Source organism: Marinitoga piezophila KA3, from assembly GCF_000255135.1.
In the GTDB taxonomy this organism is placed as follows: Bacteria; Thermotogota; Thermotogae; order Petrotogales; family Petrotogaceae; genus Marinitoga; species Marinitoga piezophila.
The window spans coordinates 1,903,589-1,921,227 of the sequence record NC_016751.1; the positions used below are offsets into that span (position 1 = coordinate 1,903,589).

Sequence of the window (17,639 nt, forward strand, 5' to 3'; positions counted from 1 at the left end):
ATGAAAATAGGGCTTGTGCAATTTAAACCGGAATTATTTCAGGTAAAAGATAATATAGAAAGAGCGATAAAGTTAATAGAAAATAAAGAAGCAGACTTGTTTGTATTTCCGGAACTGACATTTACAGGTTATACATTTAATACACATACAGAAGTTGAATGGGTTGCTGAAGATAAAAATGGTTATTCTATCACAACATTTAAGAAAATAGCTAAGGAAAAAAATACCAATATAGTTTTTGGATTTGTTGAAAAAGACGAGGGTAAATTGTATAATTCTTCTGTTTTAATAAAAAGTACAGGAGAAACAAGAATTTATAGAAAAACACATTTATTCTATGAAGAGAAGGTGTTTTTTGAAAAAGGGGATACAGGGTTTTGGGTAGAGGAAGTTAATGGAGTAAAAGTAGGACTTGCAATATGTTTTGATTGGTTTTATCCAGAATCATTTAGAACGCTTGCATTAAAAGGTGCACAGGTTATAGCGCATAGTGCCAATCTTGTTATGCCATATTGTCAGGAAGCAAATAAATTCCGCTCTCTTGAAAATCATGTGTTTATAGTAACCTCAAACAGATGGGGCGAAGAGATAAATGCATTAAATACAAATAATTTTACTGGTATGAGTCAGATAACCAATCCAAAAGGAGAAGTAATAATTAGATTTCCGGAAAAAGGAGATATGGTGAAAGCTATTGAAATTAATCCTGAAGAAGCTAATAACAAGCAATTAAATAAATTGAATAATATCTTCGAAGACAGGAGGCCGGAATTTTATTTCAATGGATAGAATATTTATAGTACTTTTAATTTCGGTACTCACGATTCCTTTTTTAATGCCGCTATTTATTGAAAAACAGGAAGTTCCTGTTATCTATCAGCTTGGTAATGTTGATATAAATGAAATTACATTATATTACAAACCAGAATATATAATAATTGATTATTCACATGATGGTAGTGAAAAAAACAAATTTTCCAGATATGAAATACGAAAGTTACAAACAAATGGAAGTACAGTTTTGTCTTATCTCAGCGTAGGAGAAGCAGAAGACTACAGGTTTTATTGGGAAAAATGGTGGAATAATAGTCCTCCAGATTTTATAGGTGAAGAGAATTCAAAGTGGCCTGGTAATTATAAGGTAAAATACTGGCATTGGGAATGGAAGGAAATTATGCACCAATATATAGATAAAATAATAGATCAGGGATTTGATGGAGTTTATATAGATCTTGTTGATTCATATTTATATTGGGCTGACCATGATTATGATATATATGCAACAGCAGAAGAGATGATAAACCTTATAGCAGATTTATCAGAATATGCAAAGAGTAAAAGGAAAAATTTTAAAATATTTGTTCAAAATGCGGAATCCATAATTGATTATGATTATAACGGAAAATATATGGAATCTATAGATGGATTGGGAATTGAGAGTTTGTTTTATATAAAAGGGAAAAAACGGAAAGAAAAACAAATAGATTATAGATTAAATTATATAACGAAGTTTAAAGAGCATAATAAAACAATTATAGTGATAGATTATATTTATAATGAAAAAGAGTCAGATATAGAGAAAGTAAAAGATTTTATTTCCTTATGTGAAGAATATGGATTTTTAGCCTATCCTGCAACAAAAGACCAAAAGTTATATACTATATCGCCAGGAATAAAATATTTTAATCAAAATAAATAGAGAAGGAATATTCCTTCTCTATTTTTATATAATAATATTATTTCGATTTTCTTCTGTAATTTCAATAATCTCCAAATTTTTTAAAAATTCATATCGGTCAATGAAAAATAATCTTATAACGCCAATAAAATTCTGGCTTTCGTCGATAATTCTTTTTAGCTCTTCAAGATATTTTTGTTGAGATAATTCAATATAACCAATTTCATCAATTACAAAAAAATCTGGTTTATTGATATTCTTCATTTGCTTTATTAAAGATTCAAAACCTTTATCAACGGATTTCATTCCATATATGCTTTTTTCGCCTATAATAAATCTTTGATTTTCATCATTCAAAAACCAGGCATAAACATAATCGTCTATTTTTCTGGTGAAAATCCCATGTTCTATATTATATTTTTTTATTGCATTATTTAATATAGTACTTTTTCCAACCCCCATTTTTCCAGTTAGCAATACCTTCAAAACCAGCCCCCCTTTTTTTTATTAATAATTAAAAATTATCCAACAATAAAACTTACTATTGCTGCGAGAGCAGTATAATAACCAAAATATTTAAGCTTTCCATTTATAACGGTTTTCTTTAAAATAAACAATCCTATAACGCCAAAAATAAAGGTAAATATTCCTGAATATATTACAGGTGCTGTAAATGTAACGTCATTTATTTCAAGTAATCCAGCACCAAAGGTTACAGGAAGGCTCATTAAAAAGGAATATTTTAAAGCTGCTTCTTTTTTTGTATTTAAAAGCAAAGCACCGAATAAGGTAAATCCACTTCTTGAAATACCAGGAAAAATAGCAGCTGCTTGAAATAAACCAATTATAATAGCATCTATATATGAAATATCCATTAATTCCTTTTTCCCATCAAATCTATCGGATAGAATCATTGCAACAGATGTAAATAAAAAGAATAATCCAACCAGTCTAAGCGAAGAAAATGCCTCAGAAATCTGATCTTCAAATAAAATACCAATTATTGCAGCTGGCACTGAAGAAACAATAATTTTCAAAGCAAGATTCCAGGCACTTTTATCCATTGTAAACATACCTTTTAAAATAAACCACACTTCTTTATAAACAAACAATAAAACTGCGAAAAATGTCATTAAATGTAAAAAAGCGAAAAAAGAAACGTCGGGATTAAAGTTAATGAGTTTTGAAAATAAAGCAAGATGTCCTGAACTTGAAACTGGCAAAAACTCCGTTAATCCCTGAATTATACCCAAAATAATTTCCTGCACATCCTCCACCTCTCTTTTTATATAATTGTTATTTTTGTTGATAATTGAGAAAAATAAAAACTCCCTCAAACAAGCTGGTTGCTAATCCTCGAAAATTTTTTTTGAAAGTAGAAAAATAATATTCTCTCAGACGGCAAGAATTTCTAATCCTTGAAAAATTTTTGTGTTGGAAAAAATAAAAGCTCTTTCAGGCGACTTGAGTGCTAATCTTCGAAAATTGCTCGTTCTCAGGGGTCGTTGCAGACTCACATCCATGTTCGTCTTCACTCAAAATCACATCCGTGTGATTTTGACCCCTTCCACTCGCAATTTTCTCAGGCACTCTGCGAGCCTTCACTCGCTTTTATTTTTTCCAACTATCTTTAATCCCCGCTGCGGGAAATTCTTAGTCTTCGCTCATATTATTTTTCTCAATCAACAACACAAAAGGACGAACATGGACGTGAGTCTGTAACGACCGGCGGGAACGAGAATTTTTGAGGATTAGCGTTCGAGTTGTCTGAATGAGTTTTTATTTTTCACAATTATAAGAAATTTCACCTGCTTGAATGAATCTTTTTATGAAGTTTTCTATAACGATATTTTTAAAGAACTTTTATTTTTTCAATTGCAACTTTTCTACTCATTAAGAATCCTCTCAAGATATTTTGAAAGAAAAATACCCACAATTAAAAACACATAAGTCAATAATTTTGAGGTTATTGGGAAGATAATCACCATTCCCGCTATTGTTAGACCAATTAAAAAAGACAAAACCTGATCCCTGAACCTCTCAAGTAATTTCTCAAGAACAAGTATAACAAAAATCAATCCCCCACCAACACCAAATGCAAAAGGAATTAAAATAGAAAAGTCCATATTAGATATAGCATCAATAATAGGTTTGTATATTCCCATAATCAACAACATTGAAGAGCCACTTATTCCAGGAAGTACCATTGTTGCAGCGCCTATTATGCCTCCTATAAATAAATACCACATACTAACATTTCCGTTTGATGTTTCCAGATTCTCGGCAAATCTTAATAAAAAGTATGTTAAAACAAAAGATATAGTTATTATTGATATATTGGATTTTTGTTTAATTTCTATCTGTGAAATAAGGTAAAAAAGGCCTCCAATAATTAGTCCTATAAATATTCCATATGAATATTCAGGATATTTTTCAAACAAAAAAGATAAAATTTTTGAAAGGAATATTATTGAAACGCCCATACCTACAATTAATGAGGTCAAAATCTTAAATGCTTCTTTATTCCATTTAAAAGAAATTATATCAGAAGCAGCTTTTAAAATTATTTCATATCTTCCAGAAATAGCAGCAATAGTTCCACCACTTATACCAGGTAATAAATTTGCAATTCCCATTAAAATTCCTAAAATAAAATCCTTCAATAATATCCCTCCAATCAAAATATTTCTTATTTATTATACATTATTATTCAGCTATTTTTATGATATAATGTTATGTTAAATTTAAAAATTTAAAAAGGGAGGATTAAGAATGAAAAGAAGTATAGTAATGTTAGTTGTGTTTTTATTTATAGGTATTTTCGCATTTTCTGCTATTACCAGTATTTCTGATGCTCGAAATTTAAAGGATTTAAAAACAGTTGTTGTTAGAGGTGTTGTAACAGTTGAACCAGGACCTTTTGATGTTAATATAATTTTCTTGCAGGATAAAACAGGAGGAATTAATCTATATTATAGAGGCGGCCAATTTAAAGATGTAAAAAGAGGGGATTTAGTTGAAGCAAAAGGATATCTCTGGACTCATAAAAATAATAAAGAATTAATTCTTGAGAGCGATAATCCTTCACATTATTATAAAATAATATCTCATAATAATCCATTGCCAGAACCATTGATTATAAAAACTGCAGATATCAATAATGAAAAGTATGAAGGATTATATCTTAAAACAAAAGGAAAAATTGTAGAAATTGACAAATTTGATATGAGGAAGATATACATTGACGATGGAAGCGGTAAAGGAATGGTGTTTATAAGAGAAAATACAGGGATTAATCCTGCTTACTATAAAGTTGGAATTACAATGGAAGTTGTAGGGGTGCTTGGACAATATATGTCAGCATATGAATTGTGGCCAAGGGATATAAACGATATAGTTGTTGATGATGTTTTCCCGCCTGAAGTAAAGGATTATGCAATAAAAGGAAATTATATCTATGTTGAATTCAATGAACCAATAAGTGAAAAATCAGTTGTATTGAATAAAACCATTAGAATATTAAAAACCAATATAAAAGATTATAAATTGGACAAAACACAAAAAATATTGAAATTAGAAGTGGAAGACATAAATAAAGCTACAAAGCTTGTATTGAGATCAGTAGCGGATAAAAACAATAATAAAATGGGTATGAAGATAATAAAATTAGATCTTAAAAAGGATTCATATAAAAATAGAGTGTTATTTGATAATAATCATGGCCAAACTGCTGGAAATGCCGACTGGGTTATTGATGGGGGATATTCGGATTTTGCAGATGTAATAAGAAATATGGGATTAAAGGTTAATGAAATAAAAGAGGATATAACAGAAGAAATATTAAATATGTATAATGTGCTTGTAATTCCAGAACCAAATAAACCATTTAAGGAAACAGAAATTAAAGCAATTTTGAATTTTGTAAAAAATGGCGGATCATTATTTATTATATCTGATCATGGTGGTTCTGATAGAAATGGCAATGGTTGGGATTCACCTAAGATATTTAATACATTTGTAGAAAATTTTGGATTTAAATTTACAGGCGATGACCTTGAAGAAGCACCACTTGCACATATTTACAATCATCCAATTACAGAAGGAATTAGAAAAATAGGAGTATGGAATGGTTCATCAATTAAACTATTAAATGATAATATTAAAGTATTAATTGCTAATTCTGAAAATAAACCATATATGATAGTAACTAATTATGGCAAAGGTAAGGTTGTTGCAATAGGAGATAGCTCGCCTTTTGATGATGGAACAGGAGCTTCTGGTGATTTATTGCATAATGGCTGGCAATGGGGCGATGATGCTAAGTTAGCAATAAATGTAATCAAATATTTTATTTATTAATTTTTTAAAAAAAGATTAACTATCTTTAAAATTAACCAAAAAGACATCACTCCTTAATAATTTTAGAGTAATATTAATACATATCTACTTTAAATTTATAAGGAGTGGTTTTTATGAAAAAAACATTGGTATTTTTAGGTATTTTAATTCTTGCTTTGAGTTTAACAAGTTGTTTGGGGCCAGCAAAGGTAAATGCAACTGTAAAAATTAATTGGGATGATAGAAGTTATTATACAGATGATAGCACTTATTATCTCGCGTATGTAGTAGGAACATTCAGTACAACATTAGATAATATTCCAAAAGAAGGTGTTACTAATTTAAAAGAAATAACTCCAGATGAATCTGAATATAGCATAGAAGTATCGGTACCAGCTGGAGGAAATGCAACAGTTTTTGTATATCAGGATAAAGATGGAGACAAAAAATATTCTGATGACGATCAAGCATTTGATTCTGAATGGGTAAATCCTGATGATACTTCAATTGATTTGGATGTTTATTATTGATAAAAAACTAAAAGCTCCTTCGGGAGCTTTTTTTATTTATTATATTTTTTAATTATTTGAAATATTAACATGTTATAATATATAAAAAATATTCTGGAGGTTTTGGTTATGAAAAAGATTATATGGAATATATTATTTGTATTATATCTGTTAGTATTAATATATTTTTCAGTAACTCCAAAACCACCGTTTAATTATTCGAGATTTTATGGAGAAGATAAAATATGGCATTTTCTTGCATATGCTGGAGGGATGTTTTTATTTTTAAAAGGATTGATTAACAAAAAATGGTATATTATACCTTCAATAGGATTAATATTAACGCTTCCAGTTGCAAGTGAGTATATTCAAGCGCTTTCTCCATACAGGCAATTTTCATTATATGATTCTTTTGCAAGTTATCTTGGTATTTTATCAATTATTTTGGTGTTTTATATTTCAAAAAAATTCATTAACTATAAAAGAAAAGCTGCGTAGGCAGCTTTTCTTTATTTATTTTCTGGTAAATTATTATCCTTATTTTCATTGTTGTTTTCAATTATAACTTCCTGATTAACCTTTATGTATTCGACTCCTCCGCTTTCTGTTGTTATTTCCATATTCTCGTCTTCACCTTTTTCCCACAATTCAAATTTTTTCATAACCAGATCATAAGTCTTTTCGCTAACTTCTGGAAGTTTTCCTCCTAACATATCTCTAACGCTCTGAAATCCCTCTTTTACGGCATTTCTCAATAAATCGATTTTTGATTTATCACCACCAGATATGGATTTTGCAAATTCAATAAGCCTATCTGAAACAGACTCAGGACTCCAATACCCATCACCTTCAAGTTCTTTTTTCATCTCTGCTCTTTCATCTTCTGTAATACCTAATTGCTTTTTTATTTTATCTTCAACCCATGCTTTAAACTTATCATACATCTGTTGAGATTCTTCCTTCATATCCTTCCATTTTGAAGGATCAATTTCAATCTTTTTTCCAACTACGCTGGAATAAGTAGCTTTCATATACTCTATTTCTGTCTTTACATAAACATCGCCTTTAGGGGATTTATTTGCAGATTTATTGTTTTCATTGTTTTTTGATTTATTTTTTTCTTCAAATTCCTTTGTGTTTTCTAATTTTGTTATTTCAGTGTACTTAAAATAATTAAAATTTTCTCCGTTTATTCTCATCAGAATCACCTCCTTTATATAATTCGTCTATTTTTACTGTTATATTAATATTATATCATAATAAATAAAAAATCTCCCTGAAAATCAGGGAGATTCATTTTTGAGACTTGATTAAAAGGGTTAAATCTTAAATTTCTTTAAACCATCTACAAGGATTTGAGCTTTTTCAGAAAGTCTTTCAGTAATATCTTCTAATTTTTGCAAGCTTATATTTTGATTTTCAATTGAATCGGCAATTTCTGTGATTTCATCTGAGATATTTATAATTTCCCGTGTAATCCTATCCATTCCCATTGCAATTTCTTCTGTAGATGAACCCTGTTGTTCAGCACTTGCACTGAGATTTTCTATATTTACGGTGATATTCTGGATTTTTTGAGTAATATTTGAGAATTTCTCTGCAACAATATTAGCCTCAGCTTCTACATCTTTTATGATTTCACCTGTTTTTGATGTAGCATCGCTTGCATCGTCTGCACCGTCTTTTATTTCTCCTAATATTTCAGCAATTTGTTCTGTAGCCCTCTTACTTTCTTCTGCTAATTTTCTTATTTCATCAGCAACAACAGCAAATCCTTTCCCGGCTTCTCCAGCCCTTGCTGCTTCTATTGCAGCGTTTAAAGCAAGGAGATTAGTTTGTTCTGTGATATTTTCTATTGTTTCTACTATCTGTTCAATATTTTGTGCTTTGTTTGCGAGATTTTGAACGGTATTTATTGTAATATCAGACTGTTTAACAGCATTTGTTATTGTTGTAATTATTTTTGAAATTGATTCGCTACCTTCAGTAGCAGTTTGAGAAACATCTTTTGCTTCTTCATATAAGTTCTGTGAATTTTCTGATATATTTTGTGCTGAAGCGGAAATTTCTTCTACTCCGGAATTCATTTCTTCAATGGAAGAAGAAACTAAATTTGAGCTTTTATCCATATCTTCAGTCTTTTCTGTAATTTTTGCCATTTGTGTTGACTGAATTCTTGCATTTTCTTCAAGTTCTACGGCTGATTCTTCCAGATCAGAAGCAGATTTTCTTACACTAATTAAATAATTTCTGAGATTATTTGCCATGTAATTTAATGATTCTGCAATTCTTGCAATTTCATCTTTACCTCTTGCGCTAAATTTAATGGTTAAATCACCTTCGCCAAATTTTTTAACATCATTTGAGAGTTTTTCAAGAGGTTTAGCAATAGAATTTCCAAGTAGTATTGAAACAATAACTGCAACTGAAGCAGCTAAAATTACAATTAATACAAAGAAATTAACAATACCTCTTAGTTTTGCAAGTAAAGCGCTTTTTGGAATTGAAACTGCAACAGACCAATTCATTGATTTTATAGGTGCATAGATTAATATTCTTTTTTGATTGTTTTCAACAGTAATTTCACCATAACCTTTTTCACCATTGATCATCTTTTGCGCAATTTCACTTAAACCTTTATAATTTAAATTAAAAACACTGCTTCCTATAAATTTCTTTATTGTATGTGCAATCATTGTTCCGTGTGAATCTAAGATAAAACTATAATTACCTTCTGCTGAAGTGCTAACAAAATTCAGAAATTTTTCAAGAGAAATTGTACCACCAACTAAACCTATGGTTTTATTATTTTCATCTCTAATCGAATGTGCAATAACTATTATAGATGTTCCGTCGGCTTTTGATATTAAAACGTCGCTTATAGCAATATCGTTTCCGTTCATTATTTTTTTAAAGTAATCTCTATCAGCAATATTGGTTTTTACATTTGTTGTTGTGTAGGCATTTCCATCTTTATCTGCTATAAATAACATGCTGTAATCATCTAAAATTTCATTATCTTTTTTTAAGATTGCAATTGAATCAGTCATGTTCATATTTTTAAAGATTTTTTTGTTTGAGATAAGTGTCATTTCATGAATTAACGAATTAAAGAACATTTCTACCTGTGATGCCTGTTGTTCTAAAATGGAAAATGAATTTTCTTCAATTAGACTTTCAAGTGATGCTGATAAATAAAAATACAGAAAAAATCCAACAAAAGCTCCAGCAGAAATTATAATTGTTGAGAATACTATAAGTATTTTTCTTCTAATAGAATTCACAATTACACCTCCGATTGTTAAAAATTCGAATTTTTGCAAGGAAATTATATCATAAAATATATGATAAAAAATTTCAAAAAAAATATATTAATATTAAATATCCATTATTTATTATTAATGTTATATTAATAAGTTTAACGGGTGTTCTGGATTTGGAAGGATTTGTCTTTAATTGAAAGATTATTATGATATAATACTATGTTATGAGTTTTTAAAGAGTTGCAGTAACAATATTGGAAAGGTTGAGTTAAGAATGGAAATATAAAATTTTTTTATGGAGGAATTATGGTATGATATTAATAGTTAATGGTCCTAACCTTAATATGTTAGGCAAACGCCCAAAAGAAATATATGGTAATTTTTCATATCAGGATCTTTTGAAATTGATCGAAGATTGGTCTGAAAAGAACAAAATAAAAACAGAAGTTTTTCAGTCAAATTTTGAAGGAGAAATTATTAACAGACTTCAGAAAATGGATTTTGATGGGCTTATAATTAATGCAGGTGCTTATACACACTATAGTTATGCAATTAAGGATGCTCTGGAAATAATTGATGTTCCTAAAATCGAATTGCATATTTCTAATATATATAAAAGAGAAGAATTTAGAAAGAAAAGTGTAATAGCCCCTGTATGCGATGGACAGATTACAGGGTTAGGACTCGATGGGTATATCCTGGCATTGGAATACCTGAAAAAAATCATAGGAAAGAGGTAGAAAATGGAAAAGCTAGTAAAGTTTGAGGATTTAGGATTATCAGAAAGTACATTAAAGGCGTTAAAGAAAAAGGGGTTTGAGGAACCAACACCAATTCAGGAAAAGGTTATACCAATTCTTTTACAGGAAGGTATTGATGTAATTGGTCAGGCGCAGACTGGAACAGGTAAAACAGCAGCATTTGGATTACCGTTAATTGAAAAATTAGAACCTTCAAAAAAGGTAAAGGCTTTAATTTTAACTCCTACAAGGGAATTGGCTATTCAGGTTGCAGAGGAGATTAATTCTTTAAAAGGAAGAAAAAAGTTAAATATTCTTCCTATTTATGGTGGACAATCAATAGAAAACCAAATTTCAAGACTTAAAAAAGGTATTGATATCGTAGTTGGAACACCGGGAAGAATATTGGATCATATTAGAAGAAAAACATTGGATTTAAAACATGTTTCTTATGTAATTCTTGATGAAGCAGATGAGATGCTTGATATGGGATTTATAGATGATGTAGAGGAAATACTTTCAAATACACCAGAAAAAAAGCAAATACTTTTATTCTCAGCTACAATGCCATCAAGAATTTTAAAGCTTGCAAAAAAATATATGAGCAATTACAAGATAATTTCTGTAAAACCAGAACAATTAACAACGGAATTAACAGAGCAGATATATTTTGAGGTTAATGAATCAGATAAATTTGAGGCGTTATGTAGAATTATAGATATAGAACCAGAGTTTTACGGTCTTGTATTCTGTAGAACAAAGGTAGATGTTGATACTGTTTCAAACAGACTTATTGATAGGGGATATAGTGCAGAGGCATTACATGGAGATTTATCCCAATATCAAAGAGAAAGAATTTTAAGGAAATTCAAAACAAAGAGAGCAAATATTCTTGTAGCAACAGATGTTGCAGCAAGAGGTATTGATATTTCAGATTTGACACATGTAATAAATTATTCATTGCCTCAAAATCCTGAATCGTATGTTCATAGAATTGGAAGAACAGGAAGGGCAGGAAAAGAAGGAACAGCTATTACTTTTGTTACACCAGAAGAATATAGAAAGTTATTGTTTATAAAAAGAATTTCAAAAAGCGATATAAAGAAAAAGAGAATTCCTAAAATAAAGGATGTTATAGAATCAAAGAAAAATAGAATAAAAACAGAAATAAATAATATCCTTGAAAGCGAAACATATGAAAACTATCTTGAATTAGCAAATGAAATGCTCGAAAATAGAAATGCAAATGAAGTACTTGCAGCAGTATTAAAATATGCTTTTCAGGATGAACTTGATGAAAGAAATTATAATGAAATTAGAGAAGTTAAAGGAAAATCATTTGTTGATAAGAAAGGTAAAACAAGATTATTTGTAGCCCTTGGTAAAGATGACGGAATCACAAAGGAAAAAATATTAAAATTAATAAAAGATTATACAAAACTTGATAATGTTAGATTAAGAGATGTAAGGATACTCGATAAATTTTCTTTTATTACTGTGTCTTTTGAAGATGCAGAGATTATACTTGAATCTTTTAAAAAGAAAAGAAGAGGAAGAAAACCAATAATTGCGAAAGCAAAAGAAAAAAGCAGAAAGGCGGAATAATTATGAAAGTACAGAAAGGAAATACTGTAAAGTTACACTACAAAGGGACATTAAATGACGGAACTGTTTTTGATTCATCAGAAGGAAGAGAACCATTAGAATTTACAGCAGGTGCAGGACAGGTAATTCCAGGATTTGATAAAGCTGTTATGGATATGGAAGTTGGAGAAAAAAAGACATTCACTATTCCTGCTGAAGAGGCATATGGAGAATATTCTGAAGAAAAAGTATTTGAATTACCAAGACAGAGTTTTCCACCTAATATAGATGAAGCAGTTGGCCAAACAGTACAACTTGCAGATCAATCAGGAAATGTATTCCTTGCTAAAATCCTTGAAGTTACAGATGAAATGGTAAAAATGGATACAAATCATCCTCTTGCAGGTAAGGATTTAACCTTTGAAATTGAAATTGTAGAAATTAACTAAAAATAATTAAAATCACTGGAGGAGAAAGTATGAAAAAGGTTGAACTTCTTTCTCCAGCCGGAAATATGGAAAAATTAAAAATGGTTTTCCGCTATGGTGCTGATGCAGCTTACCTTGGCGGAAAATTTTTCAATTTAAGAGCTCTGGCTGGAAACTTCTCAAATGAAGAGATAGTAGAAGCTGTAAAATATGCTCATTCTCTTGGGAAAAAGATATATGTTACTTTAAATATAATAGCTCATAATAATGAAATTGAAAAGGTTGCAGATTATGCTAAATTTCTCGAATCTGCTGGTGTAGATGCTGTTATAGTTGCAGATTTAGGTGTTTTTAAAATAGTTAGGGACAATACAGATCTTGAAATAAATGTAAGTACTCAGGCAAGTAATACCAACTGGATGAGCGTAAAAGTGTGGCATGAAATGGGAGCAAAAAGAATTATTTTAGCTCGTGAATTATCATTAAAAGAAATTCGCGAAATAAGGGAAAAAGTACCTGATGTTGAGTTGGAAGTTTTTATACATGGTGCAATGTGTATGTCTATTTCAGGAAGATGTTTGTTGAGTAATTATTTAACAGGAAGAGATGCCAATAGAGGAGCATGTGCTCAACCTTGCAGATGGAAGTATCATCTTGTTGAAGAGAACAGACCAGGTGAATACTATCCTATTTATGAAGATGAAAGAGGAACATTTATAATGAATTCCAGGGATCTTTGTACAATAGAGTTTATTGATCAGATTTTGGATACTGGTATTGATAGTTTAAAGATAGAAGGAAGAATGAAGGGAATATACTACGGTGCAATAGTAACAAAAGTATATAGAGAAGCAATAGATAAATATTATGAAGGTAATTTTAAATATGATCCTAAATGGATGGAGTATTTAAATTCTGTAAGTAACAGAAAATATACAAAAGGATTCTTCTTTGGCAATCCTGGAGCAGAAGGTCAAAATTATGATTCTTCATCATATAATAAAACACATGAAATTGTTGCAAAGGTCCTTGGTAAAAGCCGAGATGGTAAATCAATACTTGAAATTAGAAGTAAGATTGCAGTAGGCGAAGAAGTTGAAATTATAAAACCAGTTGGCGATCCAATAAAAATAAAAATGCCGGAAATGATTAAAATGAGAAAGGGCCAGGAAGAAGGAAAAATAGAAATAGCTAATCCAAATGTAATAGTAAAAGTCGATCTTGATCTAGAAGAAATGGATATATTAAGAAAAAAGCTCCAGAAATAAATTCTGGAGCTTTTATTTTTTTCTATTATTATTTTTCTTCAATTCCTAAGAGAGCATTACAATATGTTTTTGGATCAAAAATTTGAAGGTCATCGGCTTTTTCTCCGACGCCTATTAATTTAATAGGAATATCCAATTCCTGATTAATAGCAAAAGCAATACCGCCTTTTGCTGTTCCGTCTAATTTTGTAACCACAATTCCGGTTAAATCAGTTGTTTCTTTAAACACCTTTGCCTGAATAATACCGTTTTGGCCGGTAGTTCCATCGAGTACAAGTAAGGTTTCATGTGGAGCATCTGGAATAACCTTTTGAATAACCCTTTTTATTTTCTTTAACTCTTCCATAAGATTCTGTTTTGTATGCAATCTTCCGGCAGTATCTATTATTACTATATCTCTTCCTTTAGCGACAGCATGATTTAATGCATCGAAAGCTACAGCAGCAGCGTCAGCACCATGTGTATGGGCTATTACATCAATACCTAATCTATTACCCCATTCCTTTAATTGTTCAATAGCAGCTGCCCTAAATGTATCACCTGCAGCAAATACCACATCATGTCCTTTGTCTTTGTATAATTTTCCAAGTTTTGCAATGGTAGTGGTTTTTCCTGTTCCGTTTACACCGACAACAAGTATTACAAACGGTTTTTTATCTGGATTAAATGACAAAGGTTCATCTTTTAAATGTTCAACCATAATATCTCTTAATAGTAATAAAGGATCGTCTGAGTTTTCTTTTTTATATCGTTCTTTTAATTCTTTAAGAATATCTTCTGTTGCTTCGACTCCCATGTCTGAAAGAATCATAATTTCTTCCAATTCTTCTAAGACTTCATCGTCAAGTTTTCTTCCAGCAAAGAGTGTTTTAATATTTCCAAAAAATTTATCTCTTGTTTTTTTAAGTCCTTCTGCAATTTTATTAAAGAATCCCATGCTTTATCCTCCTACATCTAATTTGTTAACTTCGGATATATTTTACCATTAAGATAATAATTTTGCAAACATTATAGTTTGAATTTTATGACTATTATGGTAAAATATGATTATGAGAGTATTAAAAAAAATAAGAAGGAGATAATACTATGGGTGACTTCTGGGAAGATACCACATCCTGTCCGTTGTGCGGCAAAGCGTTTCCATATACAAAAATAAAAATTGATAGTATTAGAATTGAAAAGTACGATGATGATTTAAAGCCGACGTATAGAGGTCCTAATCCTCTTCATTTTTCAATTTTAACATGTCCTAAATGTGGATTTACTTACTTTAATGGTGATGATGACCTGTTTAAGAGAATAGGTAAGGATACAAAAAAAGATTTAAAAGAATATTTAAAAAGAGTTAGAGATAAAATGGGGAAAATAGATAATAGTAAGAATAAAAGTATAGATTTTTTGAAAAAACAGTATGCACTTGCTGGAATTGTGTATAAAATAGTAAATAATCCTGGAAGAATAGCGAGAACGTTTATACGTTTAGCATGGATATTCAGAGAAGAAGGAAAAGAAATGGCAGAATTAAAGATGCTGGTTTCTGCAGTTGAAATCCTTGAAAAGAATTTTAAGGATTTAAATTCTGATGAGGATTTAATAATGTATTACTTCTTTAAAGGATATACAAATTATAGGATAGGAAAGAAAAAAGAAGCCAAAGAATTTTTTAATAAATTGGTTGGAAGATATAAAAATTCAAAGAATCCATATGTAAAACAGGCAGAAAAGTTGAAAGGGGATCTGTGATGAAAAGATTGAGTTACATAGTTCTATTAATAATTTTAGTACAGTTTTTTTCATCCTGTTCGTTATTACAGGGAGTTGCATCAGACAACGAAAGATTGAATGATTTAGAAACAGAAGTTTCAACATTGAAATTAAAATTGACAAATTATGAATCTGAATTAAATTATTATAAGGAAACTGTAGAAACATACAATAGTAGAATAGAAGATTTGAATAGAAATATAACAAATTTAGGAGCGAAAATAAAAAAAATAGAAGATACATTATCTGCTTCTAATGCAGAAATTGCAAATGAGTTAAATAAATATAAAAGTGAGCTTATTTTATATCAAAATACATTAAATAATCTTCAAAAAAAGATTGGAGATATTCAGAATATTGATAATGAAGGTGTATATTCAAATTTATTGTCTGATATTAATCAAAGGATCACAAATATTGAAAATAACATAAAAATATTAAATAATGAAGCTGTAAGGATTTCCGATTTAAATACACTAAAGAATGAATTTATAACCAGAGACTCAACAGAATTACAGCAAAAGTTTGAAGCATTAAATATCAAAATAACAAATGAAGAAAAAAGAATAGATGATTTAAAAAGAGAGATACATACAACTTCTTCTTCTATTACAAATATAGAAGTATCTCTAAAAAATATGCAAAATAAAGGATTAATATTGGAAGGAAAAATAAATAATATAGAAAAAACCCTTGCGGGTATAACATTATCTTCAACTGAAATAAAAAACAACATAGATGTTGCTGTTAAAAATAATATAGACGAATTGTTGAAAACTGTTAATTCTTTAGATAAGGTGTGGCAGATTAATTTTGAAACATTAGAAAAGGATTTTGATAATTTAAAAAATGATTATAACTCATTTAAAGGAAAAGTTGGAGCAATTATAGATGAGGAAAATTTGAAAAAATACGTATATGAATCCGTTTCTGCAGAAACACAGAGAGAAGTTGCAAAGTTGTTTTATAAAACCAAAAGTGATGAACTATTAAAAATAAAAGGTCTTGAAAATCAGATGGCGCAGCTTGAGAAGAATATAAAAAATCTTGAAAATTCATTTGAAATGATAACATCACGACCTATTAGTACATTTGATGAAAAATACAAAACACAGCTGGATGAACTGGAAAGAAAATTAACAAATGCATTAATAAGTTTTTCAAAAGCTGAAATAAAAGATCTTTTTGGTTCAACAGACCAAATAATTTATCAGGTAAAACCAGGTGATACTTTAAGCCAAATAGCATTGGCTTTTGGATTGGGGTATAATGGAGTAGATTTAATAAAAGTTGCGAATAACATTGATGATCCAAGGAGTATAAGAGTAGGACAAAAAATAATAATTCCTGTTAACAATATAGAAGAGTTTTTAACATGGCCTCTTACATATACAAAACCTTCTGATTACGATAGAATAGTTGTAAGGTTTGGAGATAGAATTTCAACGGGTGTATCAGTTGGATTGGGAATATTACCATTAAAAGATGAATATGTAAGGCCTACATTGCCTGGAAGAGTTGTTGAAATAGGAAAGGCTGTTAATGAGAGTAAATATGTAAAGATAGATCATGGGAATGGGGTAATGACAGTTTATTCCAATATTTATAATATTGATCCTTCTATTAAAGAAGGAAAATGGGTGGATACAGAAACGTTAATGGGAAAGGTGAAAAAGGATAAGTTGTTTAATTTTGAAATCTGGAAAAATGGTGAGCCGCGAGATCCTATGAAATTATTCTTTAAATTTGCAGGGAATTTCAGAGCAACTTTTTACACAGAATGGGATGATAAAATTATATATTATCCAGCATTTAGATTAACAAAGTCTGGAAATGTTCCAAGACCATGGGTAACAGTAGCTGCTGATCCGAAGTATTTACCTCTTGGAACTGTGGTATATATTCCAGAATTTAGAAATACCCCTAATATGGGATTTTTTGAAGTGGAAGATATTGGTTCGAAAATTGTTGGAAATAGATTGGATATATATATTAATGATGTAAGACTTGCGCAAAATACACAGGAAGTTAGTGTTTATGTAGTAGGGAAAAAGGCCAGGAGGTAAT

17 protein-coding genes are annotated in these 17,639 nt (G+C 29.8%); 11 read left to right on the forward strand and 6 right to left on the reverse strand.

Features of this window, described 5'->3' with window-relative positions; translation table 11 throughout:
- Entirely contained in the window at window positions 1-789 is a 789-nt protein-coding gene (locus MARPI_RS09000; protein ID WP_014297280.1) for a nitrilase-related carbon-nitrogen hydrolase, read from the forward strand.
- A complete protein-coding gene (locus MARPI_RS09005; protein WP_014297281.1) occupies window positions 782-1,699 on the forward strand; it encodes an MJ1477/TM1410 family putative glycoside hydrolase in 918 nt (305 codons plus the stop codon). Before MARPI_RS09000 ends, MARPI_RS09005 begins: the two co-directional genes overlap by 8 nt.
- Before the next feature lie 24 nt (window positions 1,700-1,723).
- On the opposite strand, the gene MARPI_RS09010 is transcribed toward MARPI_RS09005, so the two are convergent.
- The 3 genes from MARPI_RS09010 to MARPI_RS09020 form a co-directional block, all read right to left on the reverse strand.
- Window positions 1,724-2,164 carry a nucleoside-triphosphatase gene (locus MARPI_RS09010; protein ID WP_014297282.1) on the reverse strand — a complete coding sequence of 147 codons (441 nt, stop codon included), beginning with the start codon at window positions 2,162-2,164 and terminating at the stop codon, window positions 1,724-1,726.
- Window positions 2,165-2,199: 35 nt separating this feature from the next.
- Window positions 2,200-2,946: an undecaprenyl-diphosphate phosphatase gene (locus tag MARPI_RS09015; protein WP_014297283.1), complete on the reverse strand. Its 747-nt coding sequence runs from the start codon at window positions 2,944-2,946 to the stop codon at window positions 2,200-2,202.
- Between the two features lie 618 nt (window positions 2,947-3,564).
- Complete coding sequence (locus MARPI_RS09020; RefSeq protein ID WP_014297284.1) at window positions 3,565-4,341, reverse strand: DUF368 domain-containing protein; 777 nt, start codon at window positions 4,339-4,341, stop codon at window positions 3,565-3,567.
- Between the two features lie 109 nt (window positions 4,342-4,450).
- Here MARPI_RS09020 and MARPI_RS09025 point away from each other — a divergent pair, with 109 nt between their 5' ends.
- The 3 genes from MARPI_RS09025 to MARPI_RS09035 all read left to right on the forward strand — a co-directional run bounded on the left by MARPI_RS09025 (window position 4,451) and on the right by MARPI_RS09035 (window position 7,023).
- Window positions 4,451-6,037 carry a Gldg family protein gene (locus tag MARPI_RS09025; RefSeq protein ID WP_014297285.1) on the forward strand — a complete coding sequence of 529 codons (1,587 nt, stop codon included), beginning with the start codon at window positions 4,451-4,453 and terminating at the stop codon, window positions 6,035-6,037.
- Between the two features lie 113 nt (window positions 6,038-6,150).
- Complete coding sequence (locus tag MARPI_RS09030; RefSeq protein WP_014297286.1) at window positions 6,151-6,546, forward strand: hypothetical protein; 396 nt, start codon at window positions 6,151-6,153, stop codon at window positions 6,544-6,546.
- 108 nt (window positions 6,547-6,654) lie between these two features.
- Window positions 6,655-7,023 carry a VanZ family protein gene (locus tag MARPI_RS09035; protein ID WP_014297287.1) on the forward strand — a complete coding sequence of 123 codons (369 nt, stop codon included), beginning with the start codon at window positions 6,655-6,657 and terminating at the stop codon, window positions 7,021-7,023.
- Between the two features lie 11 nt (window positions 7,024-7,034).
- Here the strand turns inward: MARPI_RS09035 and MARPI_RS10830 are convergent, their stop codons facing one another.
- Window positions 7,035-7,724: a hypothetical protein gene (locus MARPI_RS10830; RefSeq protein ID WP_014297288.1), complete on the reverse strand. Its 690-nt coding sequence runs from the start codon at window positions 7,722-7,724 to the stop codon at window positions 7,035-7,037.
- 120 nt (window positions 7,725-7,844) lie between these two features.
- Window positions 7,845-9,809: a methyl-accepting chemotaxis protein gene (locus MARPI_RS09045; RefSeq protein WP_014297289.1), complete on the reverse strand. Its 1,965-nt coding sequence runs from the start codon at window positions 9,807-9,809 to the stop codon at window positions 7,845-7,847.
- 290 nt (window positions 9,810-10,099) lie between these two features.
- Between MARPI_RS09045 and aroQ the strand changes: the two genes are divergently transcribed.
- Genes aroQ through MARPI_RS09065 form a run of 4 tightly spaced genes read left to right on the forward strand, consistent with a single transcriptional unit; the run spans window position 10,100 to window position 13,808 of the window.
- Complete coding sequence (aroQ, locus tag MARPI_RS09050; protein WP_014297290.1) at window positions 10,100-10,528, forward strand: type II 3-dehydroquinate dehydratase; 429 nt, start codon at window positions 10,100-10,102, stop codon at window positions 10,526-10,528.
- Between the two features lie 3 nt (window positions 10,529-10,531).
- Window positions 10,532-12,133 carry a DEAD/DEAH box helicase gene (locus tag MARPI_RS09055; protein ID WP_014297291.1) on the forward strand — a complete coding sequence of 534 codons (1,602 nt, stop codon included), beginning with the start codon at window positions 10,532-10,534 and terminating at the stop codon, window positions 12,131-12,133.
- A gap of 2 nt (window positions 12,134-12,135) precedes the next feature.
- Window positions 12,136-12,561 carry an FKBP-type peptidyl-prolyl cis-trans isomerase gene (locus tag MARPI_RS09060; protein WP_014297292.1) on the forward strand — a complete coding sequence of 142 codons (426 nt, stop codon included), beginning with the start codon at window positions 12,136-12,138 and terminating at the stop codon, window positions 12,559-12,561.
- 29 nt (window positions 12,562-12,590) lie between these two features.
- Window positions 12,591-13,808 carry a peptidase U32 family protein gene (locus MARPI_RS09065; protein ID WP_014297293.1) on the forward strand — a complete coding sequence of 406 codons (1,218 nt, stop codon included), beginning with the start codon at window positions 12,591-12,593 and terminating at the stop codon, window positions 13,806-13,808.
- Window positions 13,809-13,836: 28 nt separating this feature from the next.
- Here MARPI_RS09065 and ftsY read toward each other — a convergent pair whose 3' ends face one another.
- On the reverse strand, window positions 13,837-14,745 hold the full coding sequence (ftsY, locus tag MARPI_RS09070; RefSeq protein ID WP_014297294.1) for a signal recognition particle-docking protein FtsY: 909 nt from the start codon (window positions 14,743-14,745) through the stop codon (window positions 13,837-13,839).
- 149 nt (window positions 14,746-14,894) lie between these two features.
- On the opposite strand from ftsY, the gene MARPI_RS09075 reads away from it, so the two are divergent.
- Window positions 14,895-15,551: a DUF2225 domain-containing protein gene (locus tag MARPI_RS09075; RefSeq protein WP_014297295.1), complete on the forward strand. Its 657-nt coding sequence runs from the start codon at window positions 14,895-14,897 to the stop codon at window positions 15,549-15,551.
- Complete coding sequence (locus MARPI_RS10835; RefSeq protein ID WP_014297296.1) at window positions 15,551-17,638, forward strand: LysM peptidoglycan-binding domain-containing protein; 2,088 nt, start codon at window positions 15,551-15,553, stop codon at window positions 17,636-17,638. Before MARPI_RS09075 ends, MARPI_RS10835 begins: the two co-directional genes overlap by 1 nt.
- Window position 17,639 lies beyond the last annotated feature (1 nt).